Source organism: Rhodovulum sp. FJ3, assembly GCF_032918305.1.
Lineage (GTDB): Bacteria > Pseudomonadota > Alphaproteobacteria > Rhodobacterales > Rhodobacteraceae > SAT37.
The window spans coordinates 25,195-39,776 of the sequence record NZ_JAWJUU010000005.1; the positions used below are offsets into that span (position 1 = coordinate 25,195).

14 protein-coding genes are annotated in these 14,582 nt (G+C 59.7%); 10 read left to right on the top strand and 4 right to left on the bottom strand.

From position 1 onward, the window contains the following. The first annotated feature begins 58 nt into the window (after nucleotides 1-58). The 5 genes from R1W00_RS14095 to R1W00_RS14115 all read left to right on the top strand — a co-directional run bounded on the left by R1W00_RS14095 (nucleotide 59) and on the right by R1W00_RS14115 (nucleotide 4,542). Nucleotides 59-769 carry a carboxymuconolactone decarboxylase family protein gene (locus R1W00_RS14095; protein WP_317263401.1) on the top strand — a complete coding sequence of 237 codons (711 nt, stop codon included), beginning with the start codon at nucleotides 59-61 and terminating at the stop codon, nucleotides 767-769. A gap of 128 nt (nucleotides 770-897) precedes the next feature. Continuing rightward, nucleotides 898-1,410, top strand: coding sequence for a nuclear transport factor 2 family protein (locus R1W00_RS14100; RefSeq protein WP_317263402.1), 513 nt, complete (start codon nucleotides 898-900; stop codon nucleotides 1,408-1,410). 137 nt (nucleotides 1,411-1,547) lie between these two features. Then, a complete protein-coding gene (locus tag R1W00_RS14105) occupies nucleotides 1,548-2,531 on the top strand; it encodes a LysR family transcriptional regulator (protein ID WP_317263403.1) in 984 nt (327 codons plus the stop codon). Nucleotides 2,532-2,688: 157 nt separating this feature from the next. Further along, nucleotides 2,689-3,225, top strand: a complete 537-nt coding sequence (locus tag R1W00_RS14110) for a TRAP transporter small permease (RefSeq protein ID WP_317263404.1) — start codon at nucleotides 2,689-2,691, stop codon at nucleotides 3,223-3,225. Nucleotides 3,226-3,228: 3 nt separating this feature from the next. Beyond that, complete coding sequence (locus R1W00_RS14115) at nucleotides 3,229-4,542, top strand: TRAP transporter large permease subunit (RefSeq protein ID WP_317263405.1); 1,314 nt, start codon at nucleotides 3,229-3,231, stop codon at nucleotides 4,540-4,542. 195 nt (nucleotides 4,543-4,737) lie between these two features. Here the strand turns inward: R1W00_RS14115 and R1W00_RS14120 are convergent, their stop codons facing one another. Beyond that, nucleotides 4,738-5,526: an SDR family oxidoreductase gene (locus R1W00_RS14120; RefSeq protein WP_317263406.1), complete on the bottom strand. Its 789-nt coding sequence runs from the start codon at nucleotides 5,524-5,526 to the stop codon at nucleotides 4,738-4,740. Further along, nucleotides 5,523-6,716, bottom strand: a complete 1,194-nt coding sequence (locus tag R1W00_RS14125; RefSeq protein ID WP_410901561.1) for a CaiB/BaiF CoA transferase family protein — start codon at nucleotides 6,714-6,716, stop codon at nucleotides 5,523-5,525. Before R1W00_RS14125 ends, R1W00_RS14120 begins: the two co-directional genes overlap by 4 nt. A gap of 464 nt (nucleotides 6,717-7,180) precedes the next feature. Here R1W00_RS14125 and R1W00_RS14130 point away from each other — a divergent pair, with 464 nt between their 5' ends. Together R1W00_RS14130 and R1W00_RS14135 are read left to right on the top strand one after the other, a co-directional pair. Continuing rightward, nucleotides 7,181-7,885 (top strand): c-type cytochrome, encoded by a 705-nt coding sequence (locus R1W00_RS14130; RefSeq protein ID WP_317263407.1) that lies wholly within the window; start codon nucleotides 7,181-7,183, stop codon nucleotides 7,883-7,885. 28 nt (nucleotides 7,886-7,913) lie between these two features. Further along, nucleotides 7,914-9,176, top strand: coding sequence for an NAD(P)/FAD-dependent oxidoreductase (locus R1W00_RS14135; RefSeq protein ID WP_317263408.1), 1,263 nt, complete (start codon nucleotides 7,914-7,916; stop codon nucleotides 9,174-9,176). Between the two features lie 52 nt (nucleotides 9,177-9,228). On the opposite strand, the gene R1W00_RS14140 is transcribed toward R1W00_RS14135, so the two are convergent. Further along, nucleotides 9,229-9,558 (bottom strand): excinuclease ABC subunit A, encoded by a 330-nt coding sequence (locus R1W00_RS14140; protein ID WP_317263409.1) that lies wholly within the window; start codon nucleotides 9,556-9,558, stop codon nucleotides 9,229-9,231. A 56-nt stretch (nucleotides 9,559-9,614) separates the two neighbouring features. Continuing rightward, nucleotides 9,615-10,538 carry a LysR family transcriptional regulator gene (locus R1W00_RS14145; protein ID WP_317263410.1) on the bottom strand — a complete coding sequence of 308 codons (924 nt, stop codon included), beginning with the start codon at nucleotides 10,536-10,538 and terminating at the stop codon, nucleotides 9,615-9,617. Between the two features lie 146 nt (nucleotides 10,539-10,684). On the opposite strand from R1W00_RS14145, the gene chvE reads away from it, so the two are divergent. The 3 genes from chvE to mmsB all read left to right on the top strand — a co-directional run bounded on the left by chvE (nucleotide 10,685) and on the right by mmsB (nucleotide 14,582). After that, nucleotides 10,685-11,740: a multiple monosaccharide ABC transporter substrate-binding protein gene (gene chvE, locus R1W00_RS14150; RefSeq protein ID WP_317263411.1), complete on the top strand. Its 1,056-nt coding sequence runs from the start codon at nucleotides 10,685-10,687 to the stop codon at nucleotides 11,738-11,740. 72 nt (nucleotides 11,741-11,812) lie between these two features. After that, nucleotides 11,813-13,333 (top strand): multiple monosaccharide ABC transporter ATP-binding protein, encoded by a 1,521-nt coding sequence (gene mmsA, locus R1W00_RS14155; RefSeq protein ID WP_317263412.1) that lies wholly within the window; start codon nucleotides 11,813-11,815, stop codon nucleotides 13,331-13,333. A gap of 13 nt (nucleotides 13,334-13,346) precedes the next feature. Beyond that, nucleotides 13,347-14,582 carry a multiple monosaccharide ABC transporter permease gene (gene mmsB, locus R1W00_RS14160; RefSeq protein WP_317263413.1) on the top strand — a complete coding sequence of 412 codons (1,236 nt, stop codon included), beginning with the start codon at nucleotides 13,347-13,349 and terminating at the stop codon, nucleotides 14,580-14,582.

Genomic DNA, 14,582 nt, shown 5'->3' on the forward strand with positions numbered 1-14,582 from the left:
CGTCAACGCGTGCCATAGGCAAACGAGGCCAGACCTGAGAAAGGCAAAGGAGAAACCGATGACAGACACCAAGCAGCCGCACAAAACCCCGCAAGAGATTATCGACGCGACACCGCGATTTGCCGCCTATACCTCCGAGCTTTTGTTCGGAGATGTGTGGGAGCGCACGGCGCTTTCGAACCGCGACAAGAGCCTTCTGACCTGTGCCGCCCTGATCGCGGTGAACCGTGCAGGATACCTCGCGTTTCATGGCGCGCGGGCATTGGACAATGGGCTGACCCCGCGTGAGCTTAGCGAGACCGTGACCCACCTGTCCTTCTATTGCGGCTGGCCGATGGCCACGGCGGCGGCCTTTGAGTTGGACAAGATTTATAAGGAACGTGGTGTGTCTGCGGCGGATGTGGCGGCGCTTGATGCGCCCATGCTGGAGTTTGAGCCCGATGCCGAGGCCGCACGAAAAGCCGCCGTTGCCACCCATGTCGCCCCGACCTCGGCGCAACTGGCCGCGGATACAGACGATGTCCTGTTCGCCGACCTGTGGCGCCGCCCCGATCTCGCCGCCCGCGACCGTAGCCTCATTACCGTTGCGGCCTTGATTGCCATGGGGCAGCCGGAGCAAATGACGTTCCACATCAACCGCGCGATGGACAACGGTTTGACCGAGGGCCAATTGGGCGCGGCGATCTCGCATTTGGCCTATTACACCGGCTGGCCCCGCGCGGTATCGGCGGTGACGGCGGCGCGACAAATCCTTGACGCCCGAAACTGAACGACGTTCAAAAGGCGCATATAGCGTCCCCCTATCCCCCGCCAAGGCCACTGCGATTAGCGCGGCGGGGGCAACCTGCATAGACTGAACCGGATCGGCCGAACTGCTTGGCCAAAGGGAGGATCGCTGTGCAACCGTTGGATCGGCTTATCGCCAAGTCCGAGATTGAGGACTGTATGAAGCGCTATGCGCGCGGTGTGGACCGGCGCGATTGGGAAATGGTGAAAGGGTGTTTTCATCCCGATGCAATGGACCATCACGGCGAGTTTCATGGCGATAGCGCGGGTTTTGTCGATTGGGTCAAGGCGCGCCACCAAAACCTGCCGTTTTCAATGCACTATCTGCTGAATTGTCTGATCGAGTTCCGTTCGGGCACGGTTGCGTTTGTCGAAACCTATTTCTGGGCTCTGCAGCGGCGCGAGCAGGACGGTGCGGTCGCGGGCACCGATCATGAGGTGTTCGGACGCTATGTTGACCGGTTTGAAAACCGCGACGGAGCATGGCGCATCGCGGATCGCAAGGTCGTCTACGATTCCACCCGCCAAGGTACATCTAGCAATCACCTTAGACCGATGGTTGGCGTGATCGGCAAGCGCGACCAATCGGACGCGGTTTTTGCCCTTCTAAATTCGGAAGACTAGGGTTTATGGAACCGAACCAATGGCTTGAGCGTCGCATTCGCGGGCCTATCACACAAAGCACCGCCCCCCTCATTTCCCCTATTGACATAGGTAAACCCTATAGCAAGAGTACCCCCGGGAAGAGGAGGGTGCCATTTATGGCTGGAAATGACGAAGCAATTGACGTCCTGAAACTCAAACAACTGTCTTATTTTCTGACGCTTGCAGAGTACGGGTCGATCTCGGCGGCGGCGAATGCGTTGAACATCGCGCAGCCGTCTCTATCGGAAAACGTGGCCAAGCTTGAACGGCAATTGGATGTACAGCTTGCCATTCGCGGATCGCGCGGCATCCAGATGACCGAGGCGGGCACGATGCTTGTCGAACGCGGGCGCGATATCCTTGGGTCGGTTGATCAACTGGTGCAGGATTTGCGCCTGTTGAACGGTGAGCCGCGCGGACCTGTGTCCATCGCCTTTCCGCCCTCGATCAGCATGCTGCTTAGTGTGCCGTTACTGGAGACAATCCAGTTTGAGCATCCCGACATCCGCCTCCATATCGCCGAGGCCATGTCGGGCGATATCCTTGAATGGCTGGCCAATGACCGGATCGATGTCGGATGGGTCTATGAGATTTCCGACAGCACGCCCTATTCGTTTGAACCGCTGCTGACCGAGGAGCTGTTCCTTGTGGCCGCGCGTGACAACTGGGACGATGAGTTTGGCGAGGACGGTGTCGCCCTGAACCCGATTCCCGCAAGCAAGCTTGAGGAATTGCCGCTGGTCCTGACCAGCCCCACCCACGGCGCGCGCAAGTTGCAGGACAAGTATGCCCGTTCTGGCGGATTCAGCCTGAACGTGGTGGCGACCATCGACGCTCTGCCCCACATCGTGGAAATGGTCAGCCGCGCCAGTGGCTATTCGATCCTGCCCCATGGCGCCGTCATCCGCGAAGTCGAGAGCGGCGTGCTGGGCCTTGTCCGGATTGAGGAACCCACCATTCGACGCACCGCCTATATGGTTCGCAAGCGCAGCCGCCCCGTATCAAACGCCAGTTCCGTTGTCGAACGCACGATCCACGCGATCATCCGCGAACTGGTGGACCGCTATGGGATTCAGGCGACGCTGCCCGACCGGGAATAGGCCATAGGGGCGCACTTGTGTCGCCCTAGGCCAACACGCGGGTCAATTCTCTGTGCGAGGGTGCGACCGAAAGGTACAAGCGACTGAGGGACTATTCAGCGCATCGGCACGAAAAGTGCGGGGGCAAAAACGTCTCATTGCGCACAGGGGAGGAGACATGAAGAGAAACCCACTTGTATGGCTGTCTGAGGTGATGCTCACGATCACAGCCATTCCGGTCTTGGCAATGATGGTCCATGTGACCCTCGATGTTGCCCTGAAATATATCATCAACACGCCAATTCAGGGCACGCTTGAGATCACCGCCTATTATTACATGGTGTCGATCGTGGTCCTGCCCATGGCGTTTGTCGAATTGACGCGCCAATCGATCGCCGTTGATCTGTTTTACCAGATGATGCCGAACAAGGCCCAGATTGTCGTGACCGCGATGGTCTTGACAGTGACGGCCTTGGGCTATGGCGGTCTGGCCGTGATCTCATGGCCTGACGCGTTGGAATCGCTTGAGAAAAACGAAATCGTAATGGGCACGGTGAATATCTACATCTGGCCCCCGCGGTTCCTGTTGCCGATAGCCTTGGCCGTGGCGACGGCGGTGTGTGTGTACCACCTGATCCGTCTGATCATCAGCCCCAAGGCGCGAGAAGAACTGACCGCCATCCACCAAGTCGATCCGGAAAAGGAGGCGATCTAGGCCATGTCTATGTTAGAAACCGGTTTTGCCAGCATCGCAGTGGTGTTGGTCCTGATCGCGCTGCGCGCACCCATCGGGATTGTTCTGTTGCTTGTGTCCTTTGGCGGCATCTGGGCGGCGCTTGATTTCAACGTGGCATGGGGCATTGCCCGCGCCATCCCATTCGATTTCATCGCGAACTGGAGCTTTAGCGCGGTCCCGATGTTCCTGTTGATGGGCTATGTTGCCTCTAACGGGGGGCTGACGGACGGGTTGTTCCGTGCGCTCAAGATCCTGCTGCGGTGGTTGCCCGGCGGTTTGGCAAGTGCGGGCGTCGGTGCCTGTGCCCTGTTCTCGGCCGCGTCGGGATCGTCGGTTGCGACGGCGGCGGCCATGTCGCGGATCGCTGTGCCCGAGATGCTGAAGCAAGGCTATGACAAGGCCCTTGCCACCGGCGCGATTGCCTCGGCGGGGACGCTGGGGTCGCTGATCCCGCCCTCGATCCTGATGATCGTCTACGCGATTTTCGCAAATGTCTCGGTGGGCAAGCTGTTCATGGCGGGCTTTATCCCGGGTGTCCTGTCTGCGGTCATGTATGTTCTGATGATCACCATTCGTGTGAAACTGAACCCGTCGCTTGCGCCGCGTGACGTTCAACGTCCCGCACCGGGCGAAACATGGGCGGCGATCCGTGAGGTCTGGCCGCTGCCGACGCTGATCCTTGGGGTTTTGGGTGGCATCTTTGCCGGTGTCATGACCCCGACCGAGGCCGGTGCGGTCGGCGCGTCGCTTGCCATTCTGTTGGCCGCGGTCCGCCGCAGCCTGACGTGGGACGTTCTGAAAACCGCCGTGCGTGACGCGGCAATCGGGACCAGCACGGTGTTTGTGATTGCCGTTGGCGCAACGATGTTCACGTCGTTCATGGGTCTGGCGGGCGTACCGCGTGCCGTATCTTCGACCCTGCTGGCGCTGGGTGGGGACAATCCAATCATGCTGATCATTATGATCGGGGTGGTTTATGTCCTGTTGGGGATGTTCGTGGAATCCATCGGGATCATGCTGCTGACGCTGCCGATCTTTTTCCCGATGCTGCAAGCCGCGAATGTCGACATGATCTGGTTTGGTATCATCGTGATCAAACTGCTTGAAATCGGGATGATCACGCCGCCTGTGGGACTGAACTGTTACGTGATCAGTTCCTCGCTCCGGGGGTTGGTGTCGCTGTCGACGATCTTCCGCGGGGCCCTGTGGTTCATAATGACAGACATTGTCACGCTGGCCCTGATCATTGCCTTCCCCGCGATTGCCCTGTGGCTGCCATCGGTGATGATCAACTGATCCACCGCCTGCACATTAAAACCAAAACCGCCGGTGGCCCCGTGTCACCGGCGGTTTTCTTTTGCCCCACACCCAAACGCAGGCATTAAAAAACCCCGCCATTGGCGGGGTTTCAAGGTGCGGCCCTCTCCTGGAAGAATAAGACAGGACCGCACCGGTTCGGCAGAGGGGACAGATCAGACGCCCGACGGGCAATCAAAGCGTCGTGGCCGTGCCCCCGTCCACCGGAACAACAGCACCCGTGACATAGGATGCCGCGCGCGAGGCCAGATAGATCGCCGTGCCCGCCATATCATCCGGACCGGTCAGGCGGCGCATTGGGACCTTTTCGACCATCTTGTCTTCACCCACACGGTCCAGCGTGCCCTGCATCATCTTGGACGGGAACATGCCCGGTGCGATGACATTGACCGTGATGTGGCGCGGGGCAAGCTGATCTGCCAAGTGGATCGACAGTTGGTGCGATGCGGCCTTGGACGACGAATAGGCATAGGTTTCGTGTTTCGGAATATGGAACGCGTCGATGGACCCGATATTGATGATGCGCGACGGATCGGCCTTGGACCCCGCCGCCTCAAGCAACGGCACCAGATCGCGGATCAGAAAGAACAGCCCCTTCACGTTCAGATCGAACACCTTGTCCCAGCCGTTTTCGGGATACTCGGCCAGCGGAGCCGCCCATAATGCGCCCGCGTTATTGATCAGAATGTCGAGGCGCTCCTCACGCTCTGTCATGGCGGTGACGATGGCCGTGCGGCCCTCGGGCGTTGCGATGTCCCCAGCCACCGGCAAGGCGATACAGGTACCGAATTCCGACAGGGCCTTGGCCGTTTCGGCGCAGGTTTCGGCGCGTCGTGAACAGATATAGACCTTGGCACCTGCGCGCACGAACCCTTCGGCGATGGACGCGCCAATGCCGCGACCGCCGCCTGTGACCAGAACGGTTTTACCGGCGACGCCGAAGATATGATCGAGATAGCTCATGCGGGTTCCTTGACTTGGTGCTGAAGCAAAACCCCATCGGCGATCAGACGATCTGCTTCTTCGGGGCCACAGAATTCCGCCGCCAACTCGCGGCTGTGCTGGCCCACCTCGGGCGCATCAAAGCCGCGCGTCGGGCGTTCGCCCTGAAACCGCATCGGCGGGCGCACCAGAAGTTTGCCATCGCGTTCCGGTTCCAACAGCTTGAGCCATTCGGTTTGCGGATGCTGGGCCAGTTCGGACATGGTCAGGACGGGCGCAAACGGCACATCCTCGGCGATCAGACGCTCTTCCCACTCGGCGCGGGTGCGCTTGGCGAACTCGGCCTCGATGATGGGTTTCAGATCGAAATAATGCTCCATACGGTCGTAATAGCCCGTGAACCGCGTATCCGCCGCCAGGTCGGGGCGCTCAATCGCGCGCGTCAGGGCCTGCCAGAACTTTTGCGACGACGACAGGTGCAGCGTCACCGCATCCCCGCCCTTGCACACCAGACAAAAGTTCTGGGCCTGCGGGTGGCGCGACTGACGCGTGGGGGCAGAACCGATTTCGTTATATTGGGTCATCGCATCGATGGTCAGGGACGACATCGCCTCCATCAACGAGGTCTGGGTCAGCGTCCCCATCCCCTGCGGGTCCAATCCGCGCCCGACCAGACCGGCCAGAATGCCGACCACGGCGGTGATCGCTGTGATCAGGTCACCGACACAGGTGCCCGACAGTTGCGGTTTGCCGGCCTCGCTCATGACAGAATAGAACCCGCCCATGCTCTGCCCGATAGAGTCATAGGCCGCGCGGTCACGCCATTCGCCGCCGTCGCCAAACCCGCTGGCCGAGGAATAGATCAGGCGCGGGTTGATCGCATGGCACACCTCGGGCCCAAGGCCCAGTTGCGCGGTTTTCCCCGGACGGCTGTTTTCGATGAAGACATCAAATTCAGGCAGCATGGATTTGATCAACTCGACCCCGCGCGGGTCCTTGAGGTTCACCGCGATGGACCGTTTGCCGGCGTTGTACTGGACGAAATAATGGCTGTCCGTGCCAACCCCGCGCCGGAACGCATCGCCGCTTGGGGCTTCGACCTTGACCACATCCGCACCAAGTGACGCCAATAGCCCCCCCGCGTAAGGCCCCGAGATATACGCGCCTAGTTCTAGAACCCGTAGTCCCGTCAGTGGTCGTGCCGTTTGCATAATGTCCCCGTCCGCGTCTTTTCGTTTCGACCATCTTAGTTGCGGGCCGAACGCGGCTCTACTGCGACTGGGGAACGGCCCGCCTTTACGCCACATCGGCAAAGGCTTTGGCACAGGCCAATCCGGCGGGCGGGATATAGCCTGATGCTATTGCGGGCAGGGATTTCTACAATATTGCGGGCCTCTGACGGGGGTGGCCAGATGGGTTTTCCTACCGTTTAGGACAGGATTCGGGCACCCAAGCCCGATGCTGCAACGCGAAATTTCCGGCAGCAATCCCGGTGATTTTTCCCTCCGAACGCCGCTCCAAACCTGCCGAAACGCGAGACTTTTGCACCATTCTGCGGCGCGGCATCCGCATTGAACGCACATCGCATCGCCTCACACAATTGCAAAAATTCCTATGTGTATTGGCGATTTTGCACATAACATCGACGTTATCGTCACCAAATGGGAGGATAGTGGTGCTTCGATATCTGGCTCTGGCGCTTGGCCTAGCGACGGCTGTGCATGCCGAAGAGATCGCCGTGGACATCGGCGACGCCGACAAGGGCAAAGAGATTTTTCGCCGCTGTGCAAGCTGTCATCAGGTTGGCCCCGACGCGCAAAACCGTGTCGGCCCGCATCTGAACGGAATCTTTGGGCGCGTTGCAGGCGATGTTGACGATTTCAGAAATTACTCGGACGGCTTGGTCCGTGAGGGCAAGGACGGTCTGGTGTGGGAGGCCCGCACCTTGGACGCCTATCTGACCAACCCGAAATCGCTTGTCAGTGATACGCGGATGAATTTCCGCGGCCTCAAGGACGCCGAGGACCGCGCGGACGTTTTGGCGTTCCTGCGCCAATTCTCGGACAACCCCCAAGACATCCCCGAGGCCCAGCCCACCGCCATCCCCAAAGAGGTGGACCTACCCCCCGAGATCCTCGCGATCGTGGGAGACGCGGCATACGGGGAATACCTGTCCTCGGAATGTCTGACCTGTCATCAGGCCAGCGGCACGAACGACGGCATTCCCGCAATCACCGGCTGGCCGAATGAGGACTTTGTCATCGCCATGCACGCCTACCGCACCAAACTGCGTCCCCATCCGGTGATGCAGATGATGGCAGGCCGTCTGAGCGACGAAGAGATTGCGGCGCTGGCCGCGTATTTCGCCGAACTGGAATAAGTTTCAAATCACTTAGGGAGGAAGAGAAATGAAGCTATCACGTCGGAAGTTTCTAGCCACAACAGGGGCCGTTTCCCTTGCCGCGCCGCATGTGCGTGCGGCGGGAATGGGCCGTCCGCGCGTTGTGGTCGTCGGTGGCGGCGCAGGGGGCGCGACGGTCGCGCGCTATCTGGCCAAGGACAGCAAGGGCGAAATCGACGTCACCTTGGTCGAACCAAGCCGTCAGTATTACACCTGTTTCTTCTCGAACCTCTATATCGGCGGGTTCCGCACGATTGAGAGCATCGGTCACAGCTACGGCACGCTGGCCGCCCAATACGGGATCAATGTGGTGCATGACTGGGCCGTGGGGATTGATCGCGATGCCAAGACGGTCAGCCTCGCCTCAGGCCACGCCCTGCCCTATGACCGGTTGGTTCTGTCGCCCGGCATCGACTTTATTGACGGCGCGGTGCCCGGTTGGGATCAGACCACCCAGAACGCCATGCCCCATGCCTATAAGGCCGGTTCGCAGACCGAGTTGCTCAAGGCCCAGCTTGAGGCGATGCCCGAGGGCGGGGTGTTTGCGATGATCGCGCCGCCCAACCCCTATCGCTGTCCGCCGGGACCGTATGAGCGCGTGTCGATGGTCGCGCATATGCTGAAACAGACCAACCCGACTGCCAAAATCCTTGTGGTCGATCCCAAGCCCAAGTTCTCGAAACAGGGCCTGTTTGAAGAGGGTTGGAACACGCATTACGCAGGAATGGTCGAACGGATTGGCCCCGATTTCGGTGGGGACAAAGTGTCGGTAAATGCCGATGACATGACCGTGGATATCGATGGCGATGTGCAAAAGGTGGATGTCTGCAACGTCATCCCCGCGATGAAGGCGGGCCGCATCTGTGAAATGGCGGGTGTGACCGACGGCAACTGGGCCCCTGTCACGGGCCACACGATGCAGTCCAAGATCGACGAGAACATCCATGTGCTGGGCGATGCGTGCTCACAGGGTGACATGCCGAAATCCGGCTTCTCGGCGAACTCGCAGGCCAAGGTCGCGGCCATGGCTATTCGCGGCGCGCTGACGGATTCGCGTGTGTTCCCCGCCAAGTTCTCGAACACCTGCTGGTCCCTGATCAGCACGGATAACGGGGTCAAGGTCGGTGCCACCTATGAGGCGACCGATGAAAAGATCGCCAAGGTCGACGGGTTCATCTCGGCCACCGGCGAAGACGCCGCATTGCGCCAGACGACCTATGAGGAATCCATCGGCTGGTACGAGGGCATCACCACCGACATGTTCGGGTAATCCTCCTGGTGACGCGCCCCCACCGTTCGCGGTGGGGGCTTTTTTGTGCCTGTTAGTTCAGGATGGCGGATACCGCCCCGATCAGGGCAAGGACCTCACGCGTTTCGCGGTCCACGCGGTAGACATAGTCGCCCACACGGTAATAGGTGCCATCGCGGTCCAAACCGAACCGGTCGGGGCGTTCGATGATGATGTACTCACCATCCACACGCTCGCCCGTGCCATAGATTTTCTTGGCCTGCCCCGGCGGCAGACACCCGTTGTCCTTTTTGGCCAGCCCCGACGGACAGCCGTGCCCGTTCCCCGGCGCGCCATAGGCCATGGGGGCGGCCAGAACGGCCACGCCAAACACTGCGGATGTGATGAGATTTTGATGTTTCATACGTCTCTCCTTCACCGAAAAAACGCGCGCCCGGCAGATTGGTTGCAGGATCGGAATCAGAGCCAGCTATAAACCGCCGACAGAACCCGCTCGGCGGCCTTACTGGGGGGGCGGAAACGGTTTTCGATGATGAAACAGGGCGAGACCGAGATCGGCGTCGCGATGTCCAGAACGGCGATATTCGCGCGCAACGGTCCATTGGCCAGCATCGCCGCCACCTCACGCGATTGCGGTGCGATGGTGCCCGTGTTTTCCAACAGGGACAGCACCACCAACAGGGATGAGGAATTGGTGACCTTTTGCGGGGTCTGCAATCCCTCTTGCAGGAACGCGGCCTCAACCGCCTGCCGAATGGGCGAGCCCAATTCCTGAATGACCCATTCATAGTCCAGCGTATCGGTCAGAGAGATATCAGACCTCTCCACCAGATCATGATCGGGATGCGCCAATAGGGATACCTGTTCACTGCGCGCGGGGTGCAGTTTGAAATCGCGGCTGTCGTATTCGGGGGGCAGGCGCGAGATGACGAAATCAAACCGCGATTCACGCAGACCCCGCACCAGTTCGGTCGAGGGGCCCACCTCAATCGTCAGTTCGACATCGGGGGTTTCGGCCTTGATCTGGCGCACGGCGGGCATCAGGCACCCCACCGCCGGCCCCGTCACCGCACCGATGCGCACATGACCCGCATCACCGGTGGAAAAGCGACGGGTCTCGGTTTCCAGTTCGTCCAGCGATTCAAGGATGATCTTGGCGTGGCGGATGAACACCTTGCCGATCAGGGTGGGTTCCATCCCCTTGGGGTGACGCAGGAAAAGCGGGCTACCGACCAGCGTTTCCACATCGCCAAGGATACGCGACGCCGCCGGTTGGGACATCGCCGTCATGTGCGCGGCCTGTTGTAACTGACCGGTTTCGGCCACCCGCAAGAGCAGTTGCAACTGGTTCGGCTTTAGTCGTCGTGCAAGGTCCATAGGCATCTACATAACCCAAATGATATGCAGATTACCATTAATACGAATTGAATGATATGCAAACCATCGGTTACGCCTGTGCCTGAGTTCGCATGAACTTATCAGGGAGACGCGCCACCAGAGGAGATGGCGCAGCCATGTGGAGGAACATCATGACTTTTAAAACGCTGCTGGCCACGGCCGGCACCGCCTTTTTGCTTGCCACCACGGCTTATGCCGATGGCACCGTAGGTATCGCGATGCCGACCAAGTCGTCCGCGCGTTGGATTTCCGACGGCAACTCGATGGTCGAGCAATTCACCGCCGCAGGTTACGACACTGACCTGCAATACGCCGAGGACGACATCCCCAACCAGCTGGCCCAGATCGAAAACATGATCACCAAGGGTGTGGACGTTCTGGTCATCGCCGCGATTGACGGCACCACGCTGTCCAACGCGCTGGAAAACGCGGCCGCATCGGGCATCAAGGTCATCGCCTATGACCGCCTGATCCGTGACAGCGGCAACGTCGACTACTACGCGACCTTTGACAACTTTAAGGTCGGCGTGCTGCAGGCGACGAACCTCGTCAACGGCCTGAAAGAGCGTTACGGCGACCAGAAGCCGTGGAACGTCGAACTGTTCGGCGGCTCGCCCGACGACAACAACGCCTACTTCTTCTATAACGGTGCGATGAGCGTCATCCAGCCGCTGATCGACGATGGTTCGATCAACATCGTGTCGGGCCAGATGGGCATGGACACGGTTGGCACCCTGCGTTGGGACGGCGCGGTGGCACAGGCCCGCATGGATAACCTGTTGTCGGCGCATTACACCGACCAAGAGATCCACGGCGTACTGGCCCCCTATGACGGTCTGTCGATTGGCATTCTGTCCTCGCTCAAGGGCGTCGGCTATGGCTCGGGCGATCTGAAAATGCCGATCGTCACCGGTCAGGACGCCGAAGTACCGTCGGTGAAATCGATCCTTGCGGGCGAACAGTATTCCACGATCTTCAAGGACACCCGCACCCTTGCCGGTGTGACCGTCGGCATGGTCGACGCGGTCCTGAAGGGCGGCGAGCCCGAGATCAACGACACCTCGACCTATGACAATGGCGTCAAGGTGATCCCGTCCTACCTGCTGGAACCGCTTCCTGTGACTGCGGCCAACTGGGAAGAGCGCCTGATCGACACCGGTTACTACACCATGGATCAGATCAAGTAATCCTTTCCGCAATCCTCCTGGCTTGCCCGAACTGCGGTTCGGGCGGGTCAGGCCAACGAACAGGGTTTGGCAATGTCCACGCTTCTGGAAATGCGTTCGATCACCAAGACCTTCCCGGGGGTCAAGGCGCTTGATCAGGTGAACCTGAGTGTCAAGACCGGTGAGATCCACGCGCTTGTCGGCGAAAACGGTGCTGGCAAATCCACCTTGATGAAAGTCCTGTCGGGTGTGTACCCCGCAGGCAGCTATGACGGCGAAATTCATTACGACGGGCAACTGGCCCAATTCCGCGACATCGCAGACAGCGAAGAGCGCGGCATCATTATCATTCACCAGGAACTGGCGCTTGTGCCGCTGTTGTCGATTGCCGAGAACCTGTTTCTGGGCAACGAATGTGCGGCGGGTGGCGTCATCAACTGGCCCGATACGTTCAAACGGACCGAGGCCTTGCTGCGCAAGGTCGGCCTGAAAGAACCGCCCAGCACGCTGGTCGACAAACTGGGTGTTGGCAAACAACAACTGGTCGAGATCGCCAAGGCCCTGTCGAAAAAGGTGCGCCTGCTGATCCTTGACGAACCCACCGCCGCCCTGTCCGAAAGCGACAGTCAGGCGTTGCTGGACCTGATGCTGGAACTCAAGGCCGAGGGTGTCACCAGTATCATCATCAGTCACAAGCTAAACGAGGTGCGCCGCGTTGCCGATAGCGTGACCGTCATCCGTGACGGCACCACCGTGTCGACGATGGACGCACGCACGCAACCCATCACCGAAGACGCCATCGTGCGCGACATGGTGGGCCGCGATATGGCGCATCGTTACCCCGAACGCGAACGGCGTTCAGGCGATATGCTGATGGAGGTCTCGGACTGGAACGTCTGGCACCCCGAACATGTCGAACGCCAAGTCATCAAGAACGCCGCGTTCAACGTCCGCGCGGGTGAGGTCGTCGGCATCGCCGGTCTGATGGGTGCGGGACGCACCGAATTGGCGATGAGCATCTTTGGCCGGTCCTACGGGCGCAATATCTCGGGTCAGGTCGCGATCAACGGTGAACGCGTCGATGTCTCGACCGTGCCCAAGGCAATCGACGCGGGCCTTGCCTATGTCACCGAGGACCGCAAAAGCCTTGGCCTGATCTTGGACGAAACCATTCAGCGCAACGTGACCCTCGCCAATCTCGCAGGTGTGTCATCGGGCGGCGTTCTGAACGAGAACGAGGAAACCGGCGTTTCCGAAAAATACCGCAAGGCGATGAACATCCGCACCCCCAGCGTGTTCCAAAAGGTCGTGAACCTGTCGGGCGGTAACCAGCAAAAGGTCGTCCTGTCCAAGTGGCTGTTTGCGGAACCGGATGTCCTGATCCTTGACGAACCCACGCGCGGCATCGACGTCGGCGCGAAATTCGAAATCTACGGGATCATCAACGACCTGTCCGCACAGGGCAAAGGCGTGCTGATGATTTCCTCTGAGATGCCCGAGCTGTTGGGCATGTGCGACCGCATTTACGTAATGAACGAAGGCGCCTTGGTCGGGGAACTGACCGCCCAAGAGGCCAGCCAAGAGCGCATCATGTCGCTCATCGTGACCGAATAAGGAGAGCCCTGGTATGGCAACGGCTGAGACCACGGATATGCAACCCGAACCCAAGGGGATCGGTGAATACCTGAAATCGCACCTGCGGGAATACGGCCTTTTATTCGCGCTGATCGCGATCATGGGCTTCTTTCAGGTCGTCACCAACGGCACGCTGTTGCGACCCGTGAACATCACCAACCTGTTGTTGCAAAACAGCTATATCATCATCATGGCACTGGGGATGTTGATCGTCATCGTGTCGGGCAACATCGACTTGTCGGTGGGGTCTGTGATGGGGTTCATCGGGGCCTTGGCCGCCGTGATGATCGTGAATTACGAGATCAACACCTACCTGACAATCGGGATCTGCCTGATTGCGGGGACCTTGATCGGCGCGGCCCAAGGCTATTGGGTGGCCTATTGGAAAATCCCGTCGTTCATCGTGACGCTGGCGGGGATGCTGGTGTTTCGCGGGCTGTCTCTGTGGCTGCTTGAGGGGCAATCGGTCGGCCCCTTCCCCAAGGAATTCCAGGTCTTGGCCAACGGGTTCGTGCCCGACGTCTTCCCCGCTGGTATGGGCGAAACGCTGGCCCCGGTTTTTGATGCGCGCAAGGTGAACGTTCTGGCCCTTGGGACCGGTTTGATTGCCGCGTTTGTCATCGTCTGGATGGGCATGCGCAAACGCGCCCGCAACCGTGCCTATGGCATCGTGGATGAACCGCGCAGCTTTTTCATCGCCCGCAACTTTATCATCGGTGCGGCCCTGATCTTTATCATGTTCAAACTGTCGACCTTCCGTGGTCTGCCGAATGTTCTGATCACCATGGGCGTGCTGACGATCATCTATGCCTTTGTGACCGAGAAAACCACGCTGGGCCGTCGCATCTATGCGCTTGGCGGCAATGAAAAGGCCGCGAAACTGTCCGGCATCAAGACCGAGCGTCTGACCTTCCTCGCCTTTGCGAACATGGGTCTGTTGGCCGCAGCCGCCGGTCTGGTGTTCGCGGCACGTCTGAACACCGCAACGCCCAAGGCGGGCTTTGCCCTTGAACTGGACGTCATCGCGGCGGTGTTCATCGGCGGGGCGTCAATGTCGGGCGGCGTCGGGAAAATCGTCGGGGCCGTGGTTGGCGCCTTCCTGATGGGGGTTCTGAACAACGGCATGTCGATCATGGGCATCGGCATTGACTTCCAGCAGATGATCAAGGGCCTCGTCCTGCTCGCTGCTGTGATCTTCGACGTCTACAACAAATCCAAGCAGAGCTGA

Coding starts and splice junctions, on each gene's coding strand:
- R1W00_RS14115 (WP_317263405.1), top strand. CDS start 3,229: ATGTCTATGTTAGAAACCGGTTTTGCCAGCATCGCAGTGGTGTTGGTC.
- R1W00_RS14140 (WP_317263409.1), bottom strand. CDS start 9,558: ATGAAACATCAAAATCTCATCACATCCGCAGTGTTTGGCGTGGCCGTT.
- R1W00_RS14095 (WP_317263401.1), top strand. CDS start 59: ATGACAGACACCAAGCAGCCGCACAAAACCCCGCAAGAGATTATCGAC.
- mmsA (WP_317263412.1), top strand. CDS start 11,813: ATGTCCACGCTTCTGGAAATGCGTTCGATCACCAAGACCTTCCCGGGG.
- R1W00_RS14120 (WP_317263406.1), bottom strand. CDS start 5,526: ATGAGCTATCTCGATCATATCTTCGGCGTCGCCGGTAAAACCGTTCTG.
- R1W00_RS14110 (WP_317263404.1), top strand. CDS start 2,689: ATGAAGAGAAACCCACTTGTATGGCTGTCTGAGGTGATGCTCACGATC.
- mmsB (WP_317263413.1), top strand. CDS start 13,347: ATGGCAACGGCTGAGACCACGGATATGCAACCCGAACCCAAGGGGATC.
- chvE (WP_317263411.1), top strand. CDS start 10,685: ATGACTTTTAAAACGCTGCTGGCCACGGCCGGCACCGCCTTTTTGCTT.
- R1W00_RS14105 (WP_317263403.1), top strand. CDS start 1,548: ATGGCTGGAAATGACGAAGCAATTGACGTCCTGAAACTCAAACAACTG.
- R1W00_RS14145 (WP_317263410.1), bottom strand. CDS start 10,538: ATGCCTATGGACCTTGCACGACGACTAAAGCCGAACCAGTTGCAACTG.
- R1W00_RS14135 (WP_317263408.1), top strand. CDS start 7,914: ATGAAGCTATCACGTCGGAAGTTTCTAGCCACAACAGGGGCCGTTTCC.
- R1W00_RS14125 (WP_410901561.1), bottom strand. CDS start 6,716: ATGCAAACGGCACGACCACTGACGGGACTACGGGTTCTAGAACTAGGC.